Here is a 23400-nt window from a genome sequence, read left to right as displayed (position 1 = left end):
CGCCGTCGGCAATGCTATAAAACCGGCTGTCGCAGCAGAAGACTCGAATGGTTCAGCCTGACCGAAGACTGGTCCCGATCGTATCGCTGGACGTGGTGGGGTATTCCCGGCTCGTCGAACGCAATGAACGTCAGACCCTGCGCCTCGTGCAGCGGGTCTACGATCGCTTGATCGCGCGTACCATCGGAGAGGCCGGCGGCAAGGTCTTCAAGACGATGGGCGACGGCCTGCTCGCCGAGTTCAACAGTGTCGTCGCCGCGGTGCAGTGGACGGCACAGCTGCAGCGGGAGATCTACGAGCGCAAGATCCATGCGCCGGGCGGCGAGATGTTCCAGGTGCGCGCCGGCATCGTGCTCGCCGACGTGCTGGTGGCGGGCAACGACCTCTACGGCTCGGGCATCAATCTTGCCGTGCGGGTGCAGGGCCATTCTCCGCCGGGCGGCATGTGCATCACCAAGTGGATGTACCAGTACCTCGACGGGACCACCGAGCTGCCCTTCACCGACATGGGCCCCACCGAGCTCAAGAACATCAGCAAGACGGTGCGCATCTACACCTGGCATCCGGCCGGGATTGCACGTCCGCAGCCCACCGACGCCGCGCCGCCGCCACCGCCGAGCAACCGCCCGTCCGTGGTGGTGCTGCCGTTCGACAACCTGTCGGGAGAGGCCGACCAGAGCTATTTCGCCGACGCTGTGGTCGAGGAGATCACCGCGACGCTGAGCCGGGTGAAGGACTTCTTCGTCATCGCCCGCAACTCGGCCTTCACCTACAAGGGCCGTGCCGGTGTCGACATCCGTCAGATCGGCCGCGACCTGGGCGTGCGCTATGTCGTCGAGGGCTCCGTCCGTCGCGTCGGAGAGCGCGTCCGCATCACGGCGCAACTGGTCGAGACCGAAACCGGCAGCCACATCTGGTCCAACAGGATCGACGGCGCCGTCGCAGACCTCTTCGACCTGCAGGACCGGATGGCGGCTGAAGTGGCCAGTGCCATCCAGCCCTCGATCCGGCGCGCCGAAATCGACCGGGCGAGAAAGAAGCGACCCGATACGCTGGCTGCCTACGACCTCGTCATGCGCGCCTTCCCGCACCTGTGGGCCCACAGCCCCGAGGACAATGCCGAGGCGATTGCGCTCCTCGAGCGCGCCCTGCAGCTCGACCCCGACTATGCGCTGGCGGCCGGGCTCGCCGCCTGGGCCCACGGTCAGCAGGTCGTCTACAACTGGACGACCGACTTCGCCTCCGAGCGCCGGGCAGCGCAGAGGCTGATCGAAACAGCCACCCGCAGCATCGGCGACGATCCTACCGCGCTCACGGCGCTGGGGTCCGCCATGATGATGCTCGGCCAGGACGTGCCGCAGGCCACGGCGCTGGCCGACCGGGCGCTGCACCTTGACCCCAACCATGCCTGGGCCTGGATGCGGCGCGGCTGGGGCCAGGTCTACCTGAGCCATCCCGAGGAGGGCCTGGCCGCCTTCGAGCGCTCGATGCGGCTGTCGCCGATGGATCCGTTTGCGTTCAACGTGCATATCGGCGTCGGCCTCGCGCATTTCGCCGCCGGCCGCCCGCAGCAGGCGATCACCTGGGCACAGCGCGCCATGTCGGAGCGCCCGGGCATCACCTGGCCGCATCGGGACCTCGCGGTGTACCACGCCCATCACGGCGACCTCGCCGCGGCGCGCGATTCCCTCGAGCGCTTCCAGCGCCACCACCCCGGCGTCAGCATCGCCAGCATTGGGGACGGCCTGCGCTTTATGTACCCCTCGCTACTCGCCCGCTATCTGCAGGGACTGAGCCTTGCCGGCCTGAAGTAGCGGGCGCTTACGCAATTTTAGCGATGGCCTAAGTACTTCCTCTACCGGAACGCGGCATTCTGCGTAGCGGTTTTGGGGGCAGTGCCTTGGATATACGACTCGAGAAACGTCTCGCTCCGCGTCGCAACACCATGATCGAGGCGACGGTGGTGTTCGATGGCGGGCGCTCGCGCATGCGGTGCATCATCCGCAACCTCTCCGATTCCGGCGCCAAGCTCGAAGTCGCCTCGGTCGCCAACATTCCCCGCACCTTCGACCTCGTCGTGGGGAAGGTGCGGCCGCAGCCCTGCATCGTGGTGTGGCGAGCGGTAAAGGAACTGGGCGTGCAGTTCGTGGGCGCCCCGGCGAGTCGCTGAACCCGCACTGAACGCGCGGTTCGGGATCGGTTCAAACCGCCCCTCCTATCAGACCGGCCATCGACGGCGGACGCAATAGCCCGCCTCGTCTTCCGCCTCCCTGCGGAATGGTTGTCTAACAGGAGTGGACTATGAAGAATATCGTTGCCCTGGCGCTGGTCGCCGCTTCCCTCGTGGCCTTCCCGGTGATCACGCCGAGCCTGGCCGTCGACACCAGCATCTCGGCCCTGTGCGGCCCCGATGGCCCCGAGAGCTACAAGCGTCCCGGCGGCTACTGCGACCAGGTCGGCTCGAACAAATCGCTCGTCGAGCCGCAGAACGCCGGATGCTACGGCGGCGTGGTGAGCACGGTCGAGTGGGCGCCCGACGGCTGCTACGACGGCGAGTGGCCGCTCTAGGCGGCTTTGGAAGCGGCGAGCAGCCGCTTCCCCCTTCCCCTCCGTTCAAATCAGGTTCAGGCTGGTGGCACTACGGTGCTGCGTCGGTCCGGGGAGTCCTCGATGTCCAAGCATGCATTCTTCATTGTCGGCGATCGTGTCCTGCACGTCGCCAACGCGTCGGGAGCCGGCTTTCAGTATCGCGCGCAGGCGCATGTTCTGCCCGCCCAGGTACAGGCCGGTCCGTTCCTGCATGACGGCGCCGAAACCGTGCTCTACGTCAGCGACGGCGTCATCGAAGTCATGGTCAACGGCGCGGCCGCATATGTGGGCGCCGGATCGCACGTTCGCGTTCCGGCCGGGACCGCGTTCGGCTACCGCAACGTCGGTGACGAAGTCGCCCGCCTGCTCTGCCGGACCGCACCGGCTACCCCCGTGCGCGATGCCTGGAGGATCACGATCCACCTCACCGCTGCCTGACGCAACCAAACGGCGGCTTCACGAAAAGGGCGACCCCTGCGGTCGCCCTTTTCGTTTGTCTGCTGGCGCGACGCAACCCGCCCACGCGCAGCCGCGCCAGAGTCGTAAGTCATATGATGACTATGAATGCAGGTTGAATGTCGGGTTCGGCTCGCGTTCAAGGCCGTCCTCCTAGTCCTGGAGCATCGCTGGCGACCTGGATGGCGCCGGCATCGCCGGCCTGACGCCGGCCATATCAGGAGAGACAGGATGAAGAAGTTCCTCGCCGTCACGCTGCTGCTCGCTTCCGCCGCAGCATCCCCCGCCGCCACCCCGGCGCTTGCCGACTCGTCGACGAACCCGCTCTGCGGCCCCGACGCGCCCGAGGGCTACAAGCGCCCCGGCGGCTATTGCGAGCAGATCGACAACAAGGGGTCGCTGATCGAGCAGGATGGATGCGACTACCGCCTCGAGAAGGTGGTCTTTGGCGTGCTCACGCCGCGCCAGTTCGTCCAGGTCGCGGACAACTGCTACGTGCTTCCGGAAAAGATGGTGATGACGCTCTGAGACGTCGGAAGGGGGCCGCATCGCTGCGGCCCCCTCGTATCGTTCAGGCTGCGGCCGGCTGCTTGAGGTCCGGCGGCACGGCTTCCGCCATCAGTTCGACGATCGCGTCGGTCGCCGGCACCACTTTCTGGCCTTCGGTTCCCAGCCGCCGCACCGACACGGTGCCCTCCTCGGCCTCGCGCTTGCCGACCACGAACATCAGCGGCACCTTCTGCACCGAGTGCTCGCGCACCTTGTAGTTGATCTTCTCGTTGCGCGCGTCGAGCTCGGCCCGGATGCCGCCGGCGCGCAGGCGATCGACCAGCTTCCGGGCATAGTCGTCGGCCTCCGAGACGATGGTCGCGACCACGACCTGCGTGGGCGCCAGCCACATCGGCATCTTGCCGGCATAGTGCTCGATCATCATCCCGATGAAGCGCTCGAGCGAGCCCAGGATCGCGCGGTGCAGCATCACGGCGTATTTCTTGGTCCCGTCCTCGGCCACATACATGGCGCCAAGGCGCTCCGGCAGCACGTAGTCGAGCTGCAGCGTCCCCACCTGCCAGGAGCGCCCGATCGCGTCCTTGAGGTGGAACTCGAGCTTGGGCGCGTAGAAGGCGCCTTCGCCCTCGGCGATGACGAAGTCGTAGCCGGTGGAGCGCAGCGCGTCGCCCAGGGCCTTCTCGGCGGCATTCCAGCGCTCGATGGTACCGCCGAACTTCTCCGGCCGCGTCGCAAGCTTGATGACCACGTTCTCGAAGCCCATGTGCTCGTACACGGAGTACAGCAGGTGCACGAAGCGCTCGGTCTCGCCCTGGATCTGCTCCTCGGTGCAGAAGATGTGGGCGTCGTCCTGGGTCATCTGGCGGACGCGCAGCAGGCCGTGCAGCGCGCCGTGCGCCTCATTCCGGTGGCAGCAGCCGAATTCCGCCATGCGGATAGGCAGATCGCGGTAAGACTTGATGCCCTGATTGAAGATCTGGATATGCGCCGGGCAGTTCATCGGCTTCAGCGCCATGAGCTCCGACTTGCCCGACAGGACCGGCCCCTCCTCCTCGGTCCCCGGTACTTCGTCGGGCACCACGAACATGTTCTCGCGGTACTTGCCCCAGTGGCCCGAGGCCTCCCAGAACTTCGACGACATCAGTTGCGGGGTCTTCACCTCGTTGTAGCCGTTGGCATTCACCCGACGGCGGATATAGGCCTCCATCTGGTTGTAGAGCACATAGCCCTTAGGGTGCCAGAACACCGAGCCCTGCGCCTCCTCCTGCAGGTGGAACAGGTCGAGGTCCTTGCCGATCTTGCGATGGTCGCGCTTCTCGGCCTCCTCGAGCATGTGGAGGTACTCGTCGAGCTCCTTCTGGCTGGCGAAGGCCGTGCCATAGATGCGGCTCAGCACCGGATTGTTGCTGTCGCCGCGCCAGTAGGCGCCGGCCACCTTGGTGAGCTTGAAGGCCGTGCCGACATCCTTGGTTGAGCGCATGTGCGGACCACGGCAGAGGTCGAACCACTGGCCCTGCTTGTAGATCTTGATCGACTGATCCTCGGGGATCGCGTCGACGAGCTCGACCTTGAAGTCCTCGCCCTTGGCCTTGAACACCTGTTTGGCCTGGTCGCGGGTCCAGACTTCCTTGGTGAAGGCAGCCCCGCGTGAAACGATCTCGGCCATCTTCTTCTCGATGGTGGCGAAGTCGTCCTCGCTGAACGGGGTGTCGCGCTTGAAGTCGTAGTAGAAACCGTTCTCGATCACCGGGCCGATGGTGACCTGCGTCGCCGGCCACAGCTCCTGCACCGCCTCGGCGAGCACGTGTGCCGCATCGTGCCGGATCAGCCCCAGGCCATCGGCGCTGTCGCGCATGACGAACTCGATCCTGCCGTCATCCTCGAGCGGGTCGCTCAGGTCGGACAGGACACCGTTCCACTTCATGGCGACGGTCTTCTTGGCGAGGCCGGGGGAGATGGACTCGACCACGGTGGTCCCGGTGGTGCCACGCGCATAGTCGCGTACTGCACCGTCGGGGAACGTCACCTTGATCATTTTCATCTCCAATGGGTTTGATCTTCGTCCCGTTCGTCCTTGCGGGACGGGACAAGGCGCGGTCTCTAGCATGCGTTGCGGCACGACGCCAACAACTGCCAGGGCCCACGGGCCCTCCAGCCACCCGCCGAACGTCGGAACGGCGGCTGGCAAGCGCGGCTGCCAACCTGGTCAGTTCTGGTTGGTCGGACCGCCAGGAACAGGCCGCCAGCGCCCACGTGCGAAGTCAGGTCGGCGGGGCTGGGTTCAGTGCAGGGTCTTGCCCTGCCCGTCAGTGAATCTCGTCCAGGTCGACGTCCAGGATGGCCATCTGGAAATTGTAGGACCGGTCGCCGTCCTCGTCGTCCACATAGATGAGACCGAGGAACTCCTCGCCCAGATAGACCTCGACGCTGTCGTTCTGCTTGTTGCGCGGACGGACGTCGATGTTCCGGTTGTTGAACTTCTGCTGCAGGAATTTCTGGAGCTTGATGATTTCGGGGTGGTTCATGGCGGCGCCTTCAAGGGGGGTCGATTTGGGATCGCCACAATAGGCATTGCGCCCCGCCGGGCAATCCCGAACACGACGTTTTTTCCGGGACCACCGGCCGGAATCAGCCGGTGATGTCCTTGACCACGCCGAGTTGGTCCATCACCGAAGCCGGGTGGGGCGTCCCCGCCTCGCCGATCACGCGGGCCGGTACACCGGCCACGGTGACGCGTGGCGGCACTTCCTTGACCACCACCGAGCCGGCGCCGATCCGGGCGCAATCGCCGACGCGGATATTGCCCAGCACCACCGCATGGGCGCCGATCAGCACGCCGTTGCCGATCTTCGGATGCCGGTCTTCTTCGGACTTGCCGGTGCCGCCCAGGGTCACGCCCTGCAGGATCGAGACATTGTCCCCGATGGTCGCGGTCTCGCCGACCACGAACCCGGTCGCATGGTCGAGCATGATACCCTTGCCGATCCGGGCGGCCGGGTTGATGTCGACCTGGAACACCGCACTCGAGCGGCTCTGCAGGTAGAGGGCGAAGTCCTTGCGCCCGCTCGTCCACAGCGCGTGGGCGAAGCGATGCGTCTGGATGGCGTGGTAGCCCTTGAAATAGAGGAAGCAGTCGACCGCCTTGTGCAGCGCGGGATCGCGCTCGAGCGTCGCGGCGAGGTCGGCGCGCGACTCGATGCCGATCTCCGGGCGACTCGCGAGCGCATCCCGGAACGCCTGGCGGATCAGGTCGGCCGACACATCGGGGTGGTCGAGGCGCTCGGCCAGGCGGTGCGCCAGCGCGTCCTCGAACGTGTCATGGTTGAGGATATTGGAGTAGACAAGGTTGGTAAGGGCCGGCTCGGTCGCCACGATCTGGCGCGCCCCGGAAACGACTGCATCCCAGACCGGATCCATCGCCGTGACGCCGGCCGTCTTCAAGTTCGTGCTCATCCGCATCTCCATCGGCGAGTGCCGATATAAGACAAGTCGTGCTCCGATACCAACCCTTAGCGCGTAAATTGGTTCGCGGCTCGCACGCTTGGGTACAATGGTTACTCCGCGGCGTGCCGCGCGAGGAAATCCAGTGCGGCGGCCTTGAAGGTCTTGTCGCCGGTCGCGCGCATGTGATCGCGCCGCGCGATGGTGAACGGCTCGCCCTGCGGCAGCAGCGCCGCCAGTGCGTCGGCGGAGCCGGCCATGTCGTCCTCGCTGCCCACCGCCACCAGGACCGGCGCCGCGATCCGGCGGACGTCCGCCTCGCGCATCGGCTCGCGCGAATTGACCATGCAGGCGGCCAGCGCCGCCCGGTCGGCCTTGTTGTGGTCGGCAAAGATGCGGAACTGGCGTCCGGTCCGGCCGGTGACCTGCTCGAGCGACTCGGCCGTCAGCGCCGAGATGATCTCCTCGCTGTCCTCGAGCCCCGAGATCAGGTTGAGCCCCATGCCGCCCCACACGGCACACGTCACCGCCTCGGGGTTCTGCAACATCAGGTAGGCAGCAATCCGGGCCCCCATCGAATAGCCCATGACCGGCGCCCGCTTGATGCCGAGATGGTGCAGCAGGCGCAGGGCATCTTTGGCCATCTCGTGCGCGAAGTAGAGCTGCGCGTCGTAGAGTTTCCGCGAGGCCCCATGGCCGCGATTGTCGAAGGTGATCGGCTGGTAGCCGGCCCCGCTCAGCGTCTCGACCCAGCCGGTGTCGATCCAGTTGATCTTTCCCGACGAGCCGAAGCCATGGATCAAGAGGATGGGCGCGCCCTCCCCGTGCACCTGGTAGTCGATGGCGATTCCGGCGGAACTGAACTGCGGCATGGGCGGTCCCTTCGTGGAGGCGCGGGTTGTAGCAACGACGGGCATGGCAGGATACCCCAGTCGTTCGCCCGTCGGCGGGACAGGTTGAACCGCCTTGTCACCGGGCATCCCCTAACCCTCACCGGATCGCCCCCTCAACCTCACCGGGTCACCCCTCATTCTCACCGGGTCATCCCCGCAAAAGCGGGGATCTCCGTTTGGCCTCACGCTCCGCAAACAGAGGTTCCCGCTTTCGCGGGATTGACCCGGTGAGTTTGGCGTAGTCCGAAATGAACCCCCCGCCCCGGGAAGGATGCCGCCCTTCCCTTCCCCCGTTCACGCCGCTATGTTCCGGCCGAGTTCGAACCGAGGATCCGACGATGGCGCACGAGAGCACTCCGCACTTCCACAACACCGAAGGGCTGCGGAGCATCCGGATCGGGTCCAAGGAGTTCCAGTGCGTCGGCGCCTTGCCCCCGTTCGACCATCCGCATGTCTATCTCGACATGGGCAAGGACAGCGAGATCGTGTGCCCCTACTGCTCGACGCTTTACAAGTACGACAGCACGCTCGCGCCCGGCACCTCCGAGCCCCTGTCGGCGATCTACCACTCCGAAGCCGCCTGATATCCCGCCATGTCCGGTAACGGACGCACCGTCTATATCGCCGGTGCCGGTATCGCCGGCATGACGTTGGCCCTGGCGCTCGCCAAGTTCGGCGCGACCGTCGTCGTGATCGAGAAGCGCAACGCCGTGCAGGAAGTCGGCGCCGGCCTGCAGATCAGTCCCAACGCGCGCAAGATCCTGAACCGCCTCGGCCTCGACCGCGCGTTGAACGAGGTGTCGTTCCAGCCGCGCGGCATCGACGTCTACCCCTACGGCGCCGGCCAGCCGCTGGTCACTCTGGAGCTGGGCCGCATCGTCGAGGAACAGTTCGGCGCACCCTATGCGGTGATGCACCGGGCCGACCTTGCCGACCTGCTCTATCGGGCGTGCAAGCGCTTCGCCAACATCGACATGCTGTTCGGCGTCCGGGCCTACGACGTCGTCAGCCACGCCCGCGGTGTCTCGGTCACCGTCGACGAGGCGGATGGCAAGTCGCGGTCCGCCAGGGCCTTCGCCTTCATCGGCGCGGACGGCGTCAACTCGCGCACCCGCACCGGCGTATTGATGGGCCCCGAGGCGACCTATTCCGGCATGGTCGCCTGGCGCATCACCCTGCCCGAGCATGCGCTCGATCGCGTGCTCGTGGCCGGGCAGACCAGCCTGCTCTGGGGCCCGGGCTATCACGCCGTCACCTATCCGCTGCCGCACCGCAAGCAGGTCAATGTCGCGCTCTTTTCCAAAGTCAGGGCCGAGCGCGCTTTCGGCGAGGATCCGCCGCTCGCGCCCGACCTGCCCTGGGCCATGATGAAGAGCCGGCAGTTCGACGCCATCCGGGAAGCTGCCGGCAACGACTGGGGCTATTGGCCGTGCTCCACCGTCTCCACCCCGGTCTGGGCCGAGGGCGGGATCGGACTCATCGGCGACGCCGCCCACGCCATGCTGCCCTTCCAGGCACAGGGCGCCGTCATGGCGATCGAGGATGCCGCCGTCCTCGCGCCCCTGCTGATGAGCGAAGCCGATGCCGGGTCGGCGCTGCAGCGCTATGCCGCGCTGCGCCGGCCGCGGGTCGAGCGGGTGCGCAGGATCTCCAGCTCCAACGGGATTGCCTTCCATCTCGAATGGCCGTTCACCCTCGCTCGCAACGCCGTGGTGAAACTCCAGGGCCCCCGTGGGCATTTGAAGAGACTGTCGTGGCTCTACGGCTACGACGCCGCATCCGCTCCAGGAGCCGTTCCGGCCCCGCCGCGCCAGCCGCGACAGGACGTCCACTGAGCCATCCGGCGCTTGCCTAATCCGGGGGCGCTGTGTCAACTGCCGCCGACCACAAGGGACAGCCGCCCGCGCATGCCTGTATCGCCCCAGTCCAATCTCACACTCGCCTGCGTGTTGATCACGATCTTCCTGGACATGCTGGGCTACGGCATCATCCTGCCTGTGCTGCCCAGCCTGATCGGGCAGCTCTCAGGCGGCAGCGTCGCGCAGGCCGCCGTTCTGGGCGGCTATCTCGTGTTCGCCTACTCGCTGATGCAGTTCCTGTTCGGCCCGGCGCTCGGCAACCTCAGCGACCGCTTCGGACGCCGCCCGATCATCCTCGTCGCGCTGGCCGGCCTCACCATCGACTACACCATCATGGGCTTCGCCAATTCGATGGTGTTCATCTTCATCGGCCACACCATCGCCGGTGTCTCCGGCGCCTCCGTCGCCACGGCGACGGCCTATATCGCCGACATCACCCCGCGCGAGAAGCGCGCCCGGCGCTTCGGCCTGATCGGCGCGGCCTTCGGCCTGGGCTTCATCTTCGGCCCGGTGGTCGGCGGGCTTCTCGGCGAACTCGGCCCGCGCTGGCCGTTCTATGCCGCGGCGGCCCTGGCTGGCGCCAACCTGCTGTTCGGGTTCTTCGTGCTTCCCGAGAGCCTGGGCGAGGACAAGCGCCGTCCCTTCGATATCCGCCGCGCCAACCCGTTCGGCGTGCTGCTGAGCCTGGGCAAGAACCCGGTAGTGCTCTGGTTGCTGGGTGTGCTCGGCCTGTTCGTGCTCGCCAGCCAGTCCTTCCCGTCGGTGTGGAACTTCTTCACCATCCAGGTACTGAACTTCTCGTCGGCGCAGATCGGCATCGCGCTGGGCACGTTCGGCATCGGCTTCGCCTTGAGCCAGGCCCTGCTGATCGGCCCCGTGACCAAGAAGATCGGCGAGTGGTCGACCGTGCTGCTCGGCATGCTTGCCGCCGCCATTGCCTTCACCGGCACCGCGTTCATCCACTCCGAGCTCCCGCTCTACGGCTTCCTGATCCTCGGCTCGCTGGCGGGGCTGGCCGGCCCGGCCATCAACTCGCTGATGTCGCGGCAGGTGCCGGATGATGCGCAGGGCGAGTTGCAGGGCGCCATCAATGCCACCAACTCGCTGGCCTCGATCCTCGGGCCATTACTCGCGACGCAGCTGTTCAGCTTCTTCACGCAGGCCGAGAAGGGCCAGCCCGGCTATTTTCCCGGCGCCCCGTTCTTTGGCGCCGGCCTCCTCGTCGTGGCCGCGGCCGGCCTCTTCGTCTACACGGTCCGCCGCTTCGACCTGACCCACCGGCCGCCGGTCGCCAAGATGCCCCATATTCACGAGATGGCGCAGCCCGGCCAGCAGGTGACCCCTCCGCACGACGAGAACGGCAACGGCAACGGCGGCACGGAGCCGGCGAGCAAGTAGCCGGCCGGCTCAGCCCGCCACGATGTCGGTCTGCTTGTAGCCCGCCACGCCCGCCAGTTGATCGAGGCGGCCGCGCAGGTGCTCGCCGTCGAGGAACGCGAGGTCGCCGGGCAGCAGCAGCCTGAGGACATTGGCATCCAGCTCGAAGCGGATGCGCGGCAGCACCCCCGGCATGGCCGCCGACATCGGATAGCCAACGCGGAACATCGCACCCAGCAGGCGCGCCCGGGCGCTCATCGCTGCCCCCGAAAGCGCCAACAGGCTGGCGCTCATCGATTTCTGCTTGAGGCCCATGTAGCGCACGGCCAGCACCTCGGCGAGGAAGGCCCGGCCCGGATGGTCGATGCCGGTGGCGGCGCCATAGGCCACCATGTCCACCGCCTGTTCGCCGCGGTAGTCGGGGTGGCCGCGCCAGCCGATATCGGCGAGGTAGCAGGCCGTCCGCCGCAGCCGGGTCTCCTCGGCGGTCTCGGCGATCCCGAGCGTCTCGAGCAATCCGCCCGAGAACGAGATCAGGTCCTCGGCATGCTGCGGCGAGCGCGAGCGCAGCACGTTCACGTCCTCGGCCATCTGCAGCAAGGGGTCGATGGCGCGTTCACCCTCGTCGAGCAGTCCGAACAGATAGCCCTCGCGCACCCCGAGGGCGGAAAAGATCACGCTCGAGAACTTGCCGGCCTTCAGCACCTCGATCATCACCGCGGCCCCGTACGGCACCAGATCGCGCCGGCTCGAACTCGCGAGCTCGGCGCCCACATAGGCCTTGCCCGACGCCGTGGCGGCGACGATCTGCTCGCACAGGTCGAGCATGTCGGCCGCGCCGACCTCGTAATTCTGCACCATGTGCAGCGGATAGTTGCGCAGTACCTGGTGCACCTTGGCGAGGGACCGCCAGGTGCCGCCGATGGCGCAGAAGCTGCCCCCCTGCCCATCCAGCAGCGCCGACTTCTTGAGCCGGCGCTTGGCGATGGCCTGCCCCCTCGACGGCGAGTTCTCGGAATCGTCCTGCAGCCGGATCACGCCAAGCTGGTGCGTTTCCCCGGTCGAATCGATGCCGCCGGAGATCGTGGACAGCTCGAGGCTGCCGCCGCCGAGGTCGCCGACCACGCCGTTGAAGCCCGGCATTCCCGAGATCGCGCCGAGCGCGGCGAAATGCGCCTCCTCGGCCCCTGAGAGCACCGTCACCCTGCCGCCCATCGTCTGCTCGACGGCATCGACAAAGGCCTTGGAATTGCTGGCTTCACGCACCGCGGAGGTGGCGAGGATGTGGGTCGTCCCCACCCGCATCAGCCTGGACACCAGCGCGAAGCGCTGGATGGCGGTCAGCGCGCGGTCGATGTTCTCGTAGGCAATCTTGCCGGTCTGCGCCAGGCCGCGGCCGAGCGCACAGGCGGTCTTCTCGTTGTAGAGCGGGGTCAGCGAGCGGGCGTGCCGTTCGTAGACCACCAGTCGGACCGAATTGGATCCAATGTCCAGCACCGCAACCGGGCGCGCGCCCTTGATACGGCCCTGAGCGGTGGGGTCGGCGTCGACGCCCCAGTACTGGTTCACTCAGCTCTCTCTTCGGTTTCGCGCTTCAGCGCGGTGCCGCGACCCGACAGGCTCGCATGCGTCATGAAGTAGTCGTGCGCATTGTAGGGCTCGTCGCCCTCCTTCGGCTTTATCCTATCGGAGCTGCCGTCGGGAAGTACCTCCCAGCTCTGCTGGTTGTCCTTCAGGTACGCAACCATCATGCGGTCGAGGATCTGCTCGTGCACGGTGGCATTCAGGATCGGCACCATCACCTCGACGCGCCAGTCGAGGTTGCGCTGCATGATGTCGGCCGAACTGATGTAGACCTTGGCCCGGCGCGACGGCATCTCGGCGCCGTTGCCGAAGCAGTAGATGCGGGAATGCTCGAGGAAGCGCCCGACCACGGACTTCACCCGGATATTATCCGAGAAGCCCGGAATGCCCGGCCTCAGGCAGCAGATGCCGCGCACGATCAGCTCGATCTTCACGCCCTTGCGGCTCGCGTCGTAGAGCGCGTCGATGATCTCGGGATCGACCAGCGCGTTCATCTTCAGCCAGATGCTGGCCGGCTCGCCGCGCTCGGCGAACTCGACTTCCTTGGCGATCGAATCGAGCAGCGTCTGGCGCAGCGTCACCGGCGAATAGGCGATGGCCTCCATCTCGGAGGGCCGCGCATAGCCGGTGATGAAGTTGAACACCCGTGCCACGTCGCGGGTGATCGCCGGCTCGGTCGTGAAATAGCTGAGGTCGGTGTAGATCTTGGCCGTGATCGGGTGGTAGTTGCCCGTCCCGAGGTGGCAGTAGCTGACCAGCTTGCCGGCCTCGCGCCGCACCACCTGGCTCATCTTGGCGTGCGTCTTCAGCTCGATGAAGCCGAACACCACCTGCGCGCCGGCGCGCTCGAGGTCGCGGGCCCAGCGGATGTTGGCCTCCTCGTCGAAGCGCGCCTTCAGCTCCACCAGTGCCGTCACCGATTTGCCGGCCTCGGCTGCCTGCACCAGCGCCTTGACGATCGGGCTGTCGCGCGAGGTCCGGTACAGCGTTTGCTTGATCGCCACAACGTCGGGATCGCGCGCCGCTTGCATCAGGAACTGGGCCACCACGTCGAAGCTCTCGAACGGGTGGTGGACCAGGAGGTCCTTGGCCCGGATGGCCGCAAAGATGTCGCCGTTGAAGTCCCGGATGCGCTCGGGATAGCGCGGCAGGTAGGGCGTGAACTTCAGGTCCGGCCGGTCGATCGAGCAGATCCAGCTCGCATCGGCGAGGCCGAGGAAGCCCTGCACCTCGAACGTGTCGGTCGGCCCGACGCCCAGCCGCTCCGAGATGTGCCGGCGCAGCGCGCGCGGCATCTTCTTTTCGATCTCGAGGCGAATGACCATGCCGCGCCGGCGCTGGCGCAGGGCGGATTCGAACTCCACCACGAGGTCGGCGGCTTCGTCGTCGATCTCGATTTCACTGTCGCGGATGATCCGGAAGGCGCCGGAGCCCGACACGGTGTAGCCCGGAAACATCTTGTTGATGAACAGGTTGATCAGCGTGTCGATGGTCACCACCTCGACCCGCGTGCCGGCCGTAAGGTCGGACGGAAGGTTGATGAAGCGGTCGAGGTTGGAGGGCACGCGCACCAGCGCGGTCAGCGTCTGGGCCGTTCCGTCGCGCACCATCTCGAAAGCGAGCGTGAAACCCAGGTTCGGAATGAACGGGAACGGATGCGCCGGGTCGACCGCGATCGGCGTCAGTACCGGGAAGATCTCCTCGCGGAACAGCTTCTGCAGGTACTTCACCTGGTCCGGCGTCAGGTCGTCCGCCTCGTGGATCACCACGTCCTTGGCAAACAGCTCCTCCCGCAACTGCTGCCAGTGGTCCTGCTGCTCGAGGTGCAGGTGCTGGGCCAGCGTGGCGATCTCCTCGAGCTGCTCGGCGGGCGACAGCCCGTCCGCGCTCTTGGAGCCGAGGCCGGCGCGCAACTGACCCTTCAGCCCCGCGACGCGCACCATGAAGAACTCGTCGAGGTTGGTCGCCGAGATCGAGACGAAGCGCAGCCGCTCGAGCAGCGGGTGGTTGACATTGCCCGCCTCCTCCAGCACGCGCATGTTGAACTGCAGCCAGCTGACCTCGCGATTGACGAAGCGCGCCGGGCTCTGGCGCAGTTCGGTCACGTCGGGTGCCTCGGCCGAAGGATCGGCGATCTCGCTCATCTCATTCATCGTCGTGGCCTTCCCAATCGAGCGCCAGTTCCATCTGCCCATCGTCCCGCAACGCACCGCGCCGCGCCAGGGCCTCGCTCGCGATCGTTCGATTGATCGCCGTGCCGCGTTCCAGCGCCAGCCGATCCATCGTCTCCACCAGCGCCACCGCCTCCTCGGAGGAGCGCTCCATCCGGGCAACCAGGTAAGCGATGATCCGGGGGTCGACCGTCACCTGGCGGTCATCGAACAACTTCACGAACATCTGTGACAACTGGATGTCGTCGCTCAATGACACGCTGAAATGCGCCGCGAGTCGAGCCCGCGACTTGAGATCATCGGTCGCGAACGGCCAGTTTGCAACCGGCTCGCGCGCCGTGATCAGCACCGGCCGGCGATCGCGCATCGACTGGTTGAGCAGGTGGAACAGCGCGGCCTCCTCGTAGCCCGCCCGGTCGGCGTCCTCGAGCACAAGCGGGACCGTGCCGCCGGCGCGCGACAGGTCCTCGGCCGACTCCGGCGCAGCGTAGCCGGCCCCGGCCCGCTCGGCCCAGATGCGTGCCAGATGCGACTTTCCGGAACTCGCTGGGCCCTCGATCAGGGTCAGTGGCGCGGGCCAGTTCGGCCATGCCAGCACATGCGCGTGCGCCAGCCGGTTGCCTTCGCCGACGATGAAATCCGCTTCGGCATGGCTGGGCTCGTGGCCCAGGTCCAGTGCCAGCTGGCCGGGACGCGGCGAGACCGGTTCGGAGATGCTCATTTCTCCGTCGTGGCGCGGGTCCGGCGCGCCGGCTTTGCGGCTGCGGGCTTTTCGACCGCCACCGGGGCCGGGGTCGCTGCCACCGGCTCGGTGCCCAGGTAGAGGCTCGACTGCTGGTACTTCGCGATGGCGTAGCGCGTCAGCACGCCGGTGATGGCCGCCAGCGGCACCGCCAGCAACAGGCCCACCACGCCGAACAGCAGTGCGAACGCGAACAGCGCAAACATCAGCCAGACCGCATTGATGTTGATGCTCTGCCCGACGAGCTTGGGATAGAGGATGTTGGCCTCGAGGAACTGCCCCACGCCGTAGATCGCGAGGATGATGCCGACGAAGATCCACTGGTCCGGCAGGAACTGCACAAGGGCGATGGTCAGCGACAGCGTAAAGCTGGTCAGGAAACCCACATAGGGCACGAAGCTGAGCAGCCCGCCGATCAGCCCGATCGCCAGGCCATAGTTGAGCCCCGCCAGGGTCAGCGCCGTGCAGTAGTAGACGCAGAGCACGAGGATCACGCCGCCCTGCCCGCGGATCACGCCGGCCATGGCGCGGTCGATGTCGTTGAGGATGCCGCGGATCTCGCCCTGGTAGCGGCGCGGCAGGAGGTCGTCGGCCTTCAGCATCATCCCCTCCCAGTCGACGAGGAGATAGAAGGCGACCACGGGCGTGATGAACAGTACGGCGATCGTTCCGAGCACGGTCAGGCTGCTCTGCGCCAGGGTGGTCGTCGCGAGTCCGACAAACTCCACCGCCCTGCCGATCAGGTCGGTCAGGCTGCCCTGCAGCTGCGCCGTACGCTCCGGCCCGAGCCACTCGGTGAACTGGGGGGCCCATTGTCGCAGCAGCCCCTGCAGGTCGCCGACATATCCGGGCAGTCTCACCACCAGCCCGCCGATCTGCGTGGCCACAAGCGGCACGACGGCCAGCAGCAGCCCCACCAGCAGCACGATGACGCCGGTCAGCGCGAGCATGGCGCCCCAGCTCCGGCTGATGCCGAGCCGCTGCAGCCAGTTGACCACCGGGTTCAGGAGATAGGCGAGCGTCAGCCCGACCACGAAGGGCAGCAGGATCGGCCGGAAGATCCACAGGAACAGGATCGTGAGCAGGAACAGCCCGCCCCAGATCAGCACCTGATGCCTGAGGCTCAGGGTATGTGGCGACTCTTGCGTCACCGAGGTGGAGCGGTTATCAGCGCTCGACAATTCCGCTACCCCTGAAATATGGCGAACAAGCCCATGTCCGACGCGCAAAACGTGCCATCAAACGGGCTTTCGTACAAGCAGGCGGGCGTCGACATAGACGCCGGCAACGCGCTTGTCGAGGCCATCAAGCCGGCCGTCCGCTCGACCCGGCGCCCCGGGGCGGACGGCGAGATCGGCGGTTTCGGCGGCCTGTTCGACCTCAAGGCGGCCGGTTTCACCGATCCGATCCTCGTCGCGGCCAATGACGGGGTCGGCACCAAGCTCAAGATCGCCATCGAGACCGGCAACAACGCGACCATCGGCCAGGACCTCGTGGCCATGTGCGTCAACGACATCATCGTGCAGGGCGCCGAGCCGCTGTTCTTCCTCGACTATTTCGCCACCGGCAAGCTCGACGTCAGCACCGGCGCGGCGATCGTCGAGGGCATCGCCGAGGGTTGCCGCATCGCCGGCTGCGCCCTCATCGGTGGCGAGACGGCCGAGATGCCGGGCATGTACCACGGCAAGGACTACGACCTCGCCGGCTTCGCCGTCGGCGCTGCCGAGCGCGGCACGCTGTTGCCCCGTGCTGACATCGCCGCCGGCGACGTGCTCGTCGCCATTGCTTCGTCGGGCGTGCACTCCAACGGCTATTCGCTGGTCCGCAAGATCGTCGAGCTCTCCGGTATCGACTGGTACCTGCCGGCCCCGTTCGAGCCGTCCAGGTCGCTGTCCGACGCGCTCCTCACCCCGACCCGCATCTACGTGAAGCCCCTGCTCGCCGCGCTCAAGGCCGGCATCGGCATCAAGGCGCTGGCCCACATCACCGGCGGCGGCTTCATCGACAACATCCCGCGCGTGCTGCCCGACAATCTGGCCGCGCACGTCCAGCTCGACCGCATCCGCGTGCCGAAGGTCTTCGCCTGGCTCGCCCGCGTCGGCGGCATGGACGAGCGCGAGATGCTGCGCACCTTCAACTGCGGCGTCGGCATGCTCTGCGCCGTGGCCAGCGAGGACGCCAGCCGGCTGGTCGAACATCTTGGCGCGCACGGCGAAACCGCCGCCATCGTCGGCGAGCTCCGTCCCCGCACCGGCGAACCGGTCACCTTCGAAGGTGCACTGGCGCTGTGACCGAGTCGAGGAAACGCGTCGCCATCCTGATCTCGGGCCGCGGCTCGAACATGGAGGCGCTGATCCGTGCGGCCAGGGCGCCGGACTATCCGGCGCAGATCGTCGGTGTCTTTTCCAACAAGCCCGACGCCGAGGGGCTGAGGACCGCCGCCAGCCACGGCATCGCCACGGCGTGGCGCTGGCACAAGGACTATCCGAGCCGCACCGGCTTCGAGCTGGCCCTCTCCGATGTGCTCAGGCTCTGGCGCCCCGACATTATCGCGCTCGCCGGCTTCATGCGCATCCTGACGCCGGAGTTCACCGAGAGGTGGAAGGGCCGGATGATCAACATTCACCCCTCGCTCCTGCCGCTCTATCGGGGCCTGCACACGCACGAGGCGGTTCTCGCCGCTGGCGACAAGGAGCATGGCTGCACCGTGCACTTCGTCTCGCCCGGCGTGGACGAAGGCCCGACCATCCTGCAGGCCCGCATCCCGGTCCTGCCCGGCGACACGCCCGACACGCTGGCCGAGCGCATCCTCGTCGAGGAGCACCGGATCTATCCCGAAGCCCTCGCGCTGGTGGCCCGCGGCGCCGCTACGTACCCGGGCTAGGACACTGCGGCGATCGCCTCCCTCCCCCTTGAGGGGAGGGACTGAGGGAGGGGGTAGCGCGGCGATCGTCGATGCCTCCCCACCCCAAGTCCCTCACGCCGCCTGCGACGCCGGCCAGCCCCGCCAGATCATGTAGGTGTCGGCGCGCGAATAGTGCGAATCCGCCTTCACGGCCGGCTGGTGCTCGAACCCGGAGGTCTCGTACAGCCGGATCGCAGTCTTGAGCTTGCTGTTGGTCTCGAGGAACAGTTCGCGCCCGCCCAGCCGCTGGAACTCGGCGATCGTCGCCTCGATCAGCCGGCGCCCGATGCCCATGCCCTGCGCCTTGGGATCCACCCCCATCTTGGTGAGCTCGTATTCGCCCGGCGACACCTGCAGCAGCGCGCAGGTCCCCACGATCTCGTCCCCCAGTTGCGCAAAGAAGATCGCTCCGCCGGTCGAGAGGATCACGCCCTCCGGGTTCGACAGCACGTCGATGTCGTATGGCTCCAGCTGGAAGTAGCGCTCCAGCCAGTCGGCGTTCAGCCGGTAGAAGTGGTCGCGCAGCCCCGGCTGGAACGGCACGATGCTGACAGCACCGCCGCGATACGCCGCGGCTCGTTCGCTGATCATGTCGGCCAGTTCCCGGCCCGGCACCCGCGCCAGTGCCTCCAGCATGGCGGCATCGAGGCCGGTGTCGCGCACCCGCTGCTCCAATCCCTCCTTCATGGCGCGCCACAGCGGCTTGGCCGTCCGGATCACCGCCTCGGCCCTGGCGGTCAGCGCCAGCCGCCGCGTCCGGCGATCGTGGGCGTCGCTCGAGGCCGTCAGCCAGCCCTCGCGCACCAGCCGGTTGGCCAGCTGGCTGATCGCCGAATGAGTCTGCCCCACCGCCGTCGCGATATCGCCCACCGTCATCGGGCCCTGGTCGTGCAGCAGGCGCAGGATCGGGAACCAGCGGCCCTGCAGGTCGATGCCGTGCCGTTTGTAGACATCGTCCGCCATGGCGTAGAGCTGGTCGCTGATCGCCTTCAACTGGCTGCCCAGCGACAGCAGCCCCATCTCGCTCAGATACGTCATCGGTCCCTCCCGACGAAGTTATGTAAGTACTAACATATCTCCTTCCGGCGAAGCAGTCCATGGTCGCGAAGTAGCCGCGAGGTCGTCGTAGCCTGGCTCGGCCGGCGCATCACTGGAATTGATTGTACCCATCGTCAAAATCGGTTCGACGCGACTCCCGTTCGCAGCCATGTTCCGCCCCCTGAAGCAACAACGAGATACCACCCTGATGCCCCTTCGCTACTGGCTGCTCATCATCCTGCTCGGCGCCGTCTGGGGCTGCTCGTTCCTCTTCAACGCGGTCCTCATCCGCGAGATCAGCCCGCTTTGGGTGGCGGCGGGTCGCGTCACCATCGGCGCCGCGATCTGCTGGGCGGTATTCTTTGCAACGCGCAAAAAGCTGCCGACCGACCTTCGGCTCTACCCGCAGTTCCTCGTCCTCGGCATCCTCAACTACGCCGTCCCGTTCGCGCTGTTTCCCTACGCCGAGCAGACCGTCGCCAGTTCCATCGTCGGCGTCATCAACGGCATGACGCCGATGACCACCGTAATCGTCTCCCAGATGTGGGCGGGCGGCGAGAAGGCGACCTGGAACAAGGTCGCCGGCGTGCTGGTCGGATTTGCCGGGGCGATCATCCTCGCCCTGCCCTCGTTCGGCGATGGCGCAGCGGCGCAGGTGGTGGGCCTGCTCGCCGCGCTCGCCGCCACCTGCTGCTACGCGCTGACCCTCAACTATGCCCGTCGCTTCGCCAAGGTGGAGCCCTACGCCGTCGCCTCGAGCTCGCTCACCGGCGCGGCGCTGGTCTCGATCCCGATCGCCTTCGTCTTCTCCGGCGTGCCGGTCATCACCCTGGCCGAGACCTGGGCCGCGCTGTTCGGCATCTCGGTGTTCTCGACCAGCTTCAGCTTCCTGCTCGTCTACTGGCTGCTGCCGCGGGTCGGCGCGACCAACCTCTCGCTCAACACCTTCATCACCCCGATCTCGGCGATCCTGCTGGGCGTGCTGGTGCTGCACGAGCGGTTCGAACTCGTCCACGTCCTCGGCATCGCCGTGGTCTTCCTCGGCCTGGTCTTCATCGATGGCCGGCTGGTGAGGCGGCTCAGGCGCGCGCCAGCCTGACCTGTGCGGAGGCAGGGACCTGCCTCTCCCACCGCTGTCATCGCGGCAAAAGCTCGGACCCAACTCGCGACCGACACACGGGCAGACCGCCGACCTAGAAGAAGGGACGCGCCGTATCGCCGGGCTGACCCTGGTCGATCATCGTGTCGCGGTCGGCGAAATCCACGCCCTCCTCGCCACGGGCTGCGAGCTGTTCCGTGGGGGTCGAAATATCGATGACCATGCCGTTCTTGTCGCGGATCAGCCCGCGCGTCTGGCCATAGTCGAGTGCCACCGCCTCGGTCACGATATCGGCGCCCATCGCCCGCGCCCGGTCCATCACGTCGAGCACGTCGTCCACCACGAAGGTCAGGTAGGTGCCCTCGTGCATGCCCCAGGCGTGGCGCGGGGTGTACTCGCTCACCTGGTCGATGAGGCCGATCTGCACATTCGGCTGCCCGGCCGGCGAGAGGATCACGAACCAGTCGCTGTCATAGACCGTCTCGAGGCCGAACAGCTCGCGATAGAAGGCGACGCTGTCGGCGAGGTCCTTGCACAGCACATTGAACAGGACGCGGTTGAGTACGGGCATCGTAGCCTCCGTTCTGGGTCTGTCGAACTGAACGGGCGGCTGGGTTCACGGTTCCCGGCCGCCCGTTCACCCCGGGACCGTCGCAGGCCAGTGTGGCTTCAATGAAGTGCAGATGTGGCCGCAATCGATCCTTCCGATGGGGATTCGGCGAACGCCGCCGGTTCGGTTCGATCGCGCCAGCCCTTGCTTTCCTCGTGCGGGATACGTATGTGACAGCCGCTGATCGGGCTTCGCCGCCCGTTCGGTTGGGCCCGCCGGGAGATTCCACCTCCTCGACGGGCCCTCTTGCTTTTTGCGGCCGGTTCTAGCTCCTGACGACGCCGATCTGCGGCAACCGCCGCCGCATCACCAGCAGCACGGCCAGGCTCAGCACGGTGATGACCGCCCCGGAGATGAACGTCGCCGACGGGCCGATGGATTGCCAGAGCCAGCCGGCCAGCACGCTCGCCACGAGCAGGGCACCGCCACCGAGCAGATTGAACATGCCGTAGGCCGTCCCGCGCAGCTCGGCCGGCGCCGTCTCGGCGACGAGGCTCGCGAACAGTCCCTGGGTGAAGCCCATGTGCAGCCCCCACAGCAGCACGCCGAGCACCAGCCCGAGCGGCCCGTCCATGGCGAGGAACAGGTTCGCGGCGATGAGCATCAGCACGCCGAGCAACAGCACCGTCAGCTTGTTGGTGCGGTCGCCCAGCGCCCCGGCCGGATACGAGGACAGGGCGTAGACGACGTTCATGGCCACCAGCACCAGCGGCACCAGGGCCACATCAAGCCCCTGCGATTGGGCGCGCAACAGCAGGAAGGCCTCGCTGAACCGGGCCAGCGTGAACAGCGTCGCCACGCCCGTGACCCACCAGTAGGACGCACCCAGCCGGCCGAGTTCGCGCCGCGACAAGGGTGCGCGCACCTTGCGCAGTTCCGCCGGCCGCTCCGGTTCCTTGACGAAGAGCATCAGCACCACGACGCAGGCGAAAGCCGGGATCACGGCTACCCAGAACACCGCCTGGAAATTGTCTGCCGTCAGCCACATCAGCAGCACCGCCAGCCCTGGTCCGAGGAAAGCGCCCACGGTGTCGAGGCTCTGCCGCAGCCCGAAGGCCGCGCCGCGCTGCTCGGGCGGAGCGATGTCGGCGACCAGCGCATCGCGCGGGGCCCCGCGGATGCCCTTGCCGATCCTGTCGACGAAGCGTGCCGCCAGCAGCCAACCGATCGAAGTGACCAACGGGAAGATCGGCTTGGTCAGCGCGGCGACGCCGTAGCCGATGATGGCGAGCAGCTTGCGCTTGCCCAGCCAGTCCGAAATCGCGCCCGAGAACACCTTGGTCACCGAAGCGGTCGCCTCGGCTATGCCCTCGATCAAGCCAACCATTAGCGCCGTCGCACCCAGCGCTGTCACCAGATAGATCGGCAGCAGCGCATGGATCATCTCGGACGAGACATCCATCAGCAGCGAAACAAAGCCGAGCGCCCAGATGCCGGCGGGAAGGGAGCGCCGGCCCGGATTTGCGCTCGGTTCGGTCGTCATGTTTTCCCTCAGCGGTCAGCCCGGTCCCGCGGGAGCGGAACCTGGCGGCACCTCACGACTAAGCAGCCCTTGAGCTACTTGTCTTTCCAGAAATCAGAATGGAGTTTTGCCGCTTCGTCCGCAAGCAGCGGACCCACCACATCCGTTGGTCTCTGGCCGGCCTCGAATACGGTCCGGCAAGGCAGGTCGAGTGTGGGGTTCTCGTTGTGATTGCCGGTCAGCGCCTTCATGTCGTGCTCGGCAAGGCCGAACACCACGCGCCCGATGCCAACCCAGTAGATCGTGCCGGAGCACATCGCGCACGGTTCCGCAGACGTATAGAGCGTGCACTGGGCCAGCTCCTGTTCGCTCAGGTTCTCCCGCGCCCACTGCGCCAGCAGGCGTTCGGCGTGCGCGGTGCGGTCGCCGCCGCCGGCCTTGTAGCCGTTGAGCTGCTCGCGCAGGACGTTGCCGTCCTTGTCGGCGAGCAGCGAACCGAAAGGGTGCTCGCCGGCGTCGCGGGCCCTGCGGGCAACGTCGAATGTCTGTCGCAGCAGGCGCTCGTCATAGGGGCGTTGTGGCATCCGCTGACCCTCCGGATTGCCCGGGCAGCTTGTGCCAAAGAACCCGCCGTTACAAGCCGGCGGATTCCGTAGCTGCGATC

23 protein-coding genes are annotated in these 23400 nt (G+C 66.8%); 11 read left to right on the top strand and 12 right to left on the bottom strand.

Going from position 1 to position 23400, the window contains the following annotated elements; translation table 11 throughout:
* The first annotated feature begins 47 nt into the window (after positions 1–47).
* The 5 genes from J0I99_RS01285 (at position 48) to J0I99_RS01265 (ending at position 3573) form a co-directional block, all read left to right on the top strand.
* A complete protein-coding gene (locus tag J0I99_RS01285; RefSeq protein ID WP_291395319.1) occupies positions 48–1814 on the top strand; it encodes an adenylate/guanylate cyclase domain-containing protein in 1767 nt (588 codons plus the stop codon).
* Between the two features lie 86 nt (positions 1815–1900).
* Positions 1901–2170 (top strand): PilZ domain-containing protein, encoded by a 270-nt coding sequence (locus tag J0I99_RS01280; protein ID WP_291393905.1) that lies wholly within the window; start codon positions 1901–1903, stop codon positions 2168–2170.
* Positions 2171–2301: 131 nt separating this feature from the next.
* The gene (locus J0I99_RS01275; protein ID WP_291395317.1) at positions 2302–2568 is read left to right on the top strand and encodes a hypothetical protein; all 267 of its coding nucleotides are present in this window, start codon (positions 2302–2304) and stop codon (positions 2566–2568) included.
* 102 nt (positions 2569–2670) lie between these two features.
* A complete protein-coding gene (locus J0I99_RS01270) occupies positions 2671–3027 on the top strand; it encodes a cupin domain-containing protein (RefSeq protein WP_291395315.1) in 357 nt (118 codons plus the stop codon).
* Between the two features lie 249 nt (positions 3028–3276).
* Complete coding sequence (locus J0I99_RS01265) at positions 3277–3573, top strand: hypothetical protein (RefSeq protein ID WP_291395313.1); 297 nt, start codon at positions 3277–3279, stop codon at positions 3571–3573.
* Between the two features lie 43 nt (positions 3574–3616).
* Here J0I99_RS01265 and thrS read toward each other — a convergent pair whose 3' ends face one another.
* From thrS to J0I99_RS01245, 4 genes are all read right to left on the bottom strand, one after another.
* Positions 3617–5590 carry a threonine--tRNA ligase gene (gene thrS, locus J0I99_RS01260; protein ID WP_291395311.1) on the bottom strand — a complete coding sequence of 658 codons (1974 nt, stop codon included), beginning with the start codon at positions 5588–5590 and terminating at the stop codon, positions 3617–3619.
* Between the two features lie 271 nt (positions 5591–5861).
* Positions 5862–6080 (bottom strand): DUF3126 family protein, encoded by a 219-nt coding sequence (locus J0I99_RS01255; RefSeq protein ID WP_291395309.1) that lies wholly within the window; start codon positions 6078–6080, stop codon positions 5862–5864.
* A gap of 103 nt (positions 6081–6183) precedes the next feature.
* Entirely contained in the window at positions 6184–7014 is an 831-nt protein-coding gene (gene cysE / locus J0I99_RS01250; protein ID WP_291395307.1) for a serine O-acetyltransferase, read from the bottom strand.
* A gap of 95 nt (positions 7015–7109) precedes the next feature.
* Positions 7110–7868 carry an alpha/beta fold hydrolase gene (locus J0I99_RS01245; protein ID WP_291391864.1) on the bottom strand — a complete coding sequence of 253 codons (759 nt, stop codon included), beginning with the start codon at positions 7866–7868 and terminating at the stop codon, positions 7110–7112.
* A 359-nt stretch (positions 7869–8227) separates the two neighbouring features.
* Here J0I99_RS01245 and J0I99_RS01240 point away from each other — a divergent pair, with 359 nt between their 5' ends.
* From J0I99_RS01240 to J0I99_RS01230, 3 genes are all read left to right on the top strand, one after another.
* Complete coding sequence (locus J0I99_RS01240; RefSeq protein WP_291391863.1) at positions 8228–8473, top strand: zinc-finger domain-containing protein; 246 nt, start codon at positions 8228–8230, stop codon at positions 8471–8473.
* A 9-nt stretch (positions 8474–8482) separates the two neighbouring features.
* Positions 8483–9724: an FAD-dependent monooxygenase gene (locus tag J0I99_RS01235; RefSeq protein ID WP_291395305.1), complete on the top strand. Its 1242-nt coding sequence runs from the start codon at positions 8483–8485 to the stop codon at positions 9722–9724.
* Between the two features lie 72 nt (positions 9725–9796).
* The gene (locus J0I99_RS01230) at positions 9797–11146 is read left to right on the top strand and encodes a TCR/Tet family MFS transporter (RefSeq protein ID WP_291391861.1); all 1350 of its coding nucleotides are present in this window, start codon (positions 9797–9799) and stop codon (positions 11144–11146) included.
* A gap of 9 nt (positions 11147–11155) precedes the next feature.
* Here the strand turns inward: J0I99_RS01230 and J0I99_RS01225 are convergent, their stop codons facing one another.
* The 4 genes from J0I99_RS01225 to J0I99_RS01210 are packed head-to-tail and all read right to left on the bottom strand — an operon-like array spanning position 11156 to position 16803.
* Entirely contained in the window at positions 11156–12694 is a 1539-nt protein-coding gene (locus J0I99_RS01225) for a Ppx/GppA phosphatase family protein (protein WP_291395303.1), read from the bottom strand.
* Positions 12691–14862 carry an RNA degradosome polyphosphate kinase gene (locus tag J0I99_RS01220; protein ID WP_291391859.1) on the bottom strand — a complete coding sequence of 724 codons (2172 nt, stop codon included), beginning with the start codon at positions 14860–14862 and terminating at the stop codon, positions 12691–12693. Before J0I99_RS01220 ends, J0I99_RS01225 begins: the two co-directional genes overlap by 4 nt.
* A complete protein-coding gene (locus tag J0I99_RS01215) occupies positions 14855–15601 on the bottom strand; it encodes a hypothetical protein (RefSeq protein WP_291391858.1) in 747 nt (248 codons plus the stop codon). The genes J0I99_RS01220 and J0I99_RS01215 overlap by 8 nt, the downstream gene beginning before the upstream one ends.
* On the bottom strand, positions 15598–16803 hold the full coding sequence (locus J0I99_RS01210) for an AI-2E family transporter (RefSeq protein ID WP_291395300.1): 1206 nt from the start codon (positions 16801–16803) through the stop codon (positions 15598–15600). Before J0I99_RS01210 ends, J0I99_RS01215 begins: the two co-directional genes overlap by 4 nt.
* Before the next feature lie 33 nt (positions 16804–16836).
* Here J0I99_RS01210 and purM point away from each other — a divergent pair, with 33 nt between their 5' ends.
* Both purM and purN read left to right on the top strand, forming a co-directional pair.
* Positions 16837–17913, top strand: a complete 1077-nt coding sequence (purM, locus tag J0I99_RS01205; RefSeq protein WP_291395298.1) for a phosphoribosylformylglycinamidine cyclo-ligase — start codon at positions 16837–16839, stop codon at positions 17911–17913.
* Positions 17910–18506: a phosphoribosylglycinamide formyltransferase gene (gene purN, locus J0I99_RS01200; RefSeq protein ID WP_291395296.1), complete on the top strand. Its 597-nt coding sequence runs from the start codon at positions 17910–17912 to the stop codon at positions 18504–18506. The genes purM and purN overlap by 4 nt, the downstream gene beginning before the upstream one ends.
* 93 nt (positions 18507–18599) lie before the next feature.
* On the opposite strand, the gene J0I99_RS01195 is transcribed toward purN, so the two are convergent.
* A complete protein-coding gene (locus tag J0I99_RS01195) occupies positions 18600–19565 on the bottom strand; it encodes a bifunctional helix-turn-helix transcriptional regulator/GNAT family N-acetyltransferase (RefSeq protein ID WP_291391854.1) in 966 nt (321 codons plus the stop codon).
* A gap of 208 nt (positions 19566–19773) precedes the next feature.
* Between J0I99_RS01195 and J0I99_RS01190 the strand changes: the two genes are divergently transcribed.
* Positions 19774–20664: a DMT family transporter gene (locus J0I99_RS01190; protein WP_291395293.1), complete on the top strand. Its 891-nt coding sequence runs from the start codon at positions 19774–19776 to the stop codon at positions 20662–20664.
* 94 nt (positions 20665–20758) lie between these two features.
* Here J0I99_RS01190 and J0I99_RS01185 read toward each other — a convergent pair whose 3' ends face one another.
* The 3 genes from J0I99_RS01185 to J0I99_RS01175 form a co-directional block, all read right to left on the bottom strand.
* Positions 20759–21235, bottom strand: coding sequence for a VOC family protein (locus tag J0I99_RS01185; RefSeq protein ID WP_291395292.1), 477 nt, complete (start codon positions 21233–21235; stop codon positions 20759–20761).
* 304 nt (positions 21236–21539) lie between these two features.
* On the bottom strand, positions 21540–22757 hold the full coding sequence (locus J0I99_RS01180; RefSeq protein ID WP_291395289.1) for an MFS transporter: 1218 nt from the start codon (positions 22755–22757) through the stop codon (positions 21540–21542).
* Between the two features lie 74 nt (positions 22758–22831).
* Positions 22832–23320: a nucleoside deaminase gene (locus J0I99_RS01175; protein WP_291395287.1), complete on the bottom strand. Its 489-nt coding sequence runs from the start codon at positions 23318–23320 to the stop codon at positions 22832–22834.
* Between the last annotated feature and the right edge of the window lie 80 nt (positions 23321–23400).

The sequence above is a fragment of the Devosia sp. genome (assembly GCF_017307495.1).
Lineage (GTDB): Bacteria > Pseudomonadota > Alphaproteobacteria > Rhizobiales > Devosiaceae > Devosia_A.
The sequence above is the reverse complement of the archived record's forward strand: the minus strand, read 5'-3'. Positions and strand labels throughout refer to the sequence as shown.

Coding starts and splice junctions, on each gene's coding strand:
- J0I99_RS01190 (WP_291395293.1), top strand. CDS start 19,774: ATGCCCCTTCGCTACTGGCTGCTCATCATCCTGCTCGGCGCCGTCTGG.
- J0I99_RS01270 (WP_291395315.1), top strand. CDS start 2,671: ATGTCCAAGCATGCATTCTTCATTGTCGGCGATCGTGTCCTGCACGTC.
- purM (WP_291395298.1), top strand. CDS start 16,837: ATGTCCGACGCGCAAAACGTGCCATCAAACGGGCTTTCGTACAAGCAG.
- J0I99_RS01230 (WP_291391861.1), top strand. CDS start 9,797: ATGCCTGTATCGCCCCAGTCCAATCTCACACTCGCCTGCGTGTTGATC.
- J0I99_RS01185 (WP_291395292.1), bottom strand. CDS start 21,235: ATGCCCGTACTCAACCGCGTCCTGTTCAATGTGCTGTGCAAGGACCTC.
- J0I99_RS01255 (WP_291395309.1), bottom strand. CDS start 6,080: ATGAACCACCCCGAAATCATCAAGCTCCAGAAATTCCTGCAGCAGAAG.
- thrS (WP_291395311.1), bottom strand. CDS start 5,590: ATGATCAAGGTGACGTTCCCCGACGGTGCAGTACGCGACTATGCGCGT.
- J0I99_RS01275 (WP_291395317.1), top strand. CDS start 2,302: ATGAAGAATATCGTTGCCCTGGCGCTGGTCGCCGCTTCCCTCGTGGCC.
- J0I99_RS01195 (WP_291391854.1), bottom strand. CDS start 19,565: ATGACGTATCTGAGCGAGATGGGGCTGCTGTCGCTGGGCAGCCAGTTG.
- cysE (WP_291395307.1), bottom strand. CDS start 7,014: ATGCGGATGAGCACGAACTTGAAGACGGCCGGCGTCACGGCGATGGAT.
- J0I99_RS01180 (WP_291395289.1), bottom strand. CDS start 22,757: ATGACGACCGAACCGAGCGCAAATCCGGGCCGGCGCTCCCTTCCCGCC.
- J0I99_RS01175 (WP_291395287.1), bottom strand. CDS start 23,320: ATGCCACAACGCCCCTATGACGAGCGCCTGCTGCGACAGACATTCGAC.
- J0I99_RS01215 (WP_291391858.1), bottom strand. CDS start 15,601: ATGAGCATCTCCGAACCGGTCTCGCCGCGTCCCGGCCAGCTGGCACTG.
- J0I99_RS01240 (WP_291391863.1), top strand. CDS start 8,228: ATGGCGCACGAGAGCACTCCGCACTTCCACAACACCGAAGGGCTGCGG.
- J0I99_RS01285 (WP_291395319.1), top strand. CDS start 48: ATGGTTCAGCCTGACCGAAGACTGGTCCCGATCGTATCGCTGGACGTG.
- J0I99_RS01220 (WP_291391859.1), bottom strand. CDS start 14,862: ATGAATGAGATGAGCGAGATCGCCGATCCTTCGGCCGAGGCACCCGAC.
- J0I99_RS01245 (WP_291391864.1), bottom strand. CDS start 7,868: ATGCCGCAGTTCAGTTCCGCCGGAATCGCCATCGACTACCAGGTGCAC.
- J0I99_RS01265 (WP_291395313.1), top strand. CDS start 3,277: ATGAAGAAGTTCCTCGCCGTCACGCTGCTGCTCGCTTCCGCCGCAGCA.
- J0I99_RS01235 (WP_291395305.1), top strand. CDS start 8,483: ATGTCCGGTAACGGACGCACCGTCTATATCGCCGGTGCCGGTATCGCC.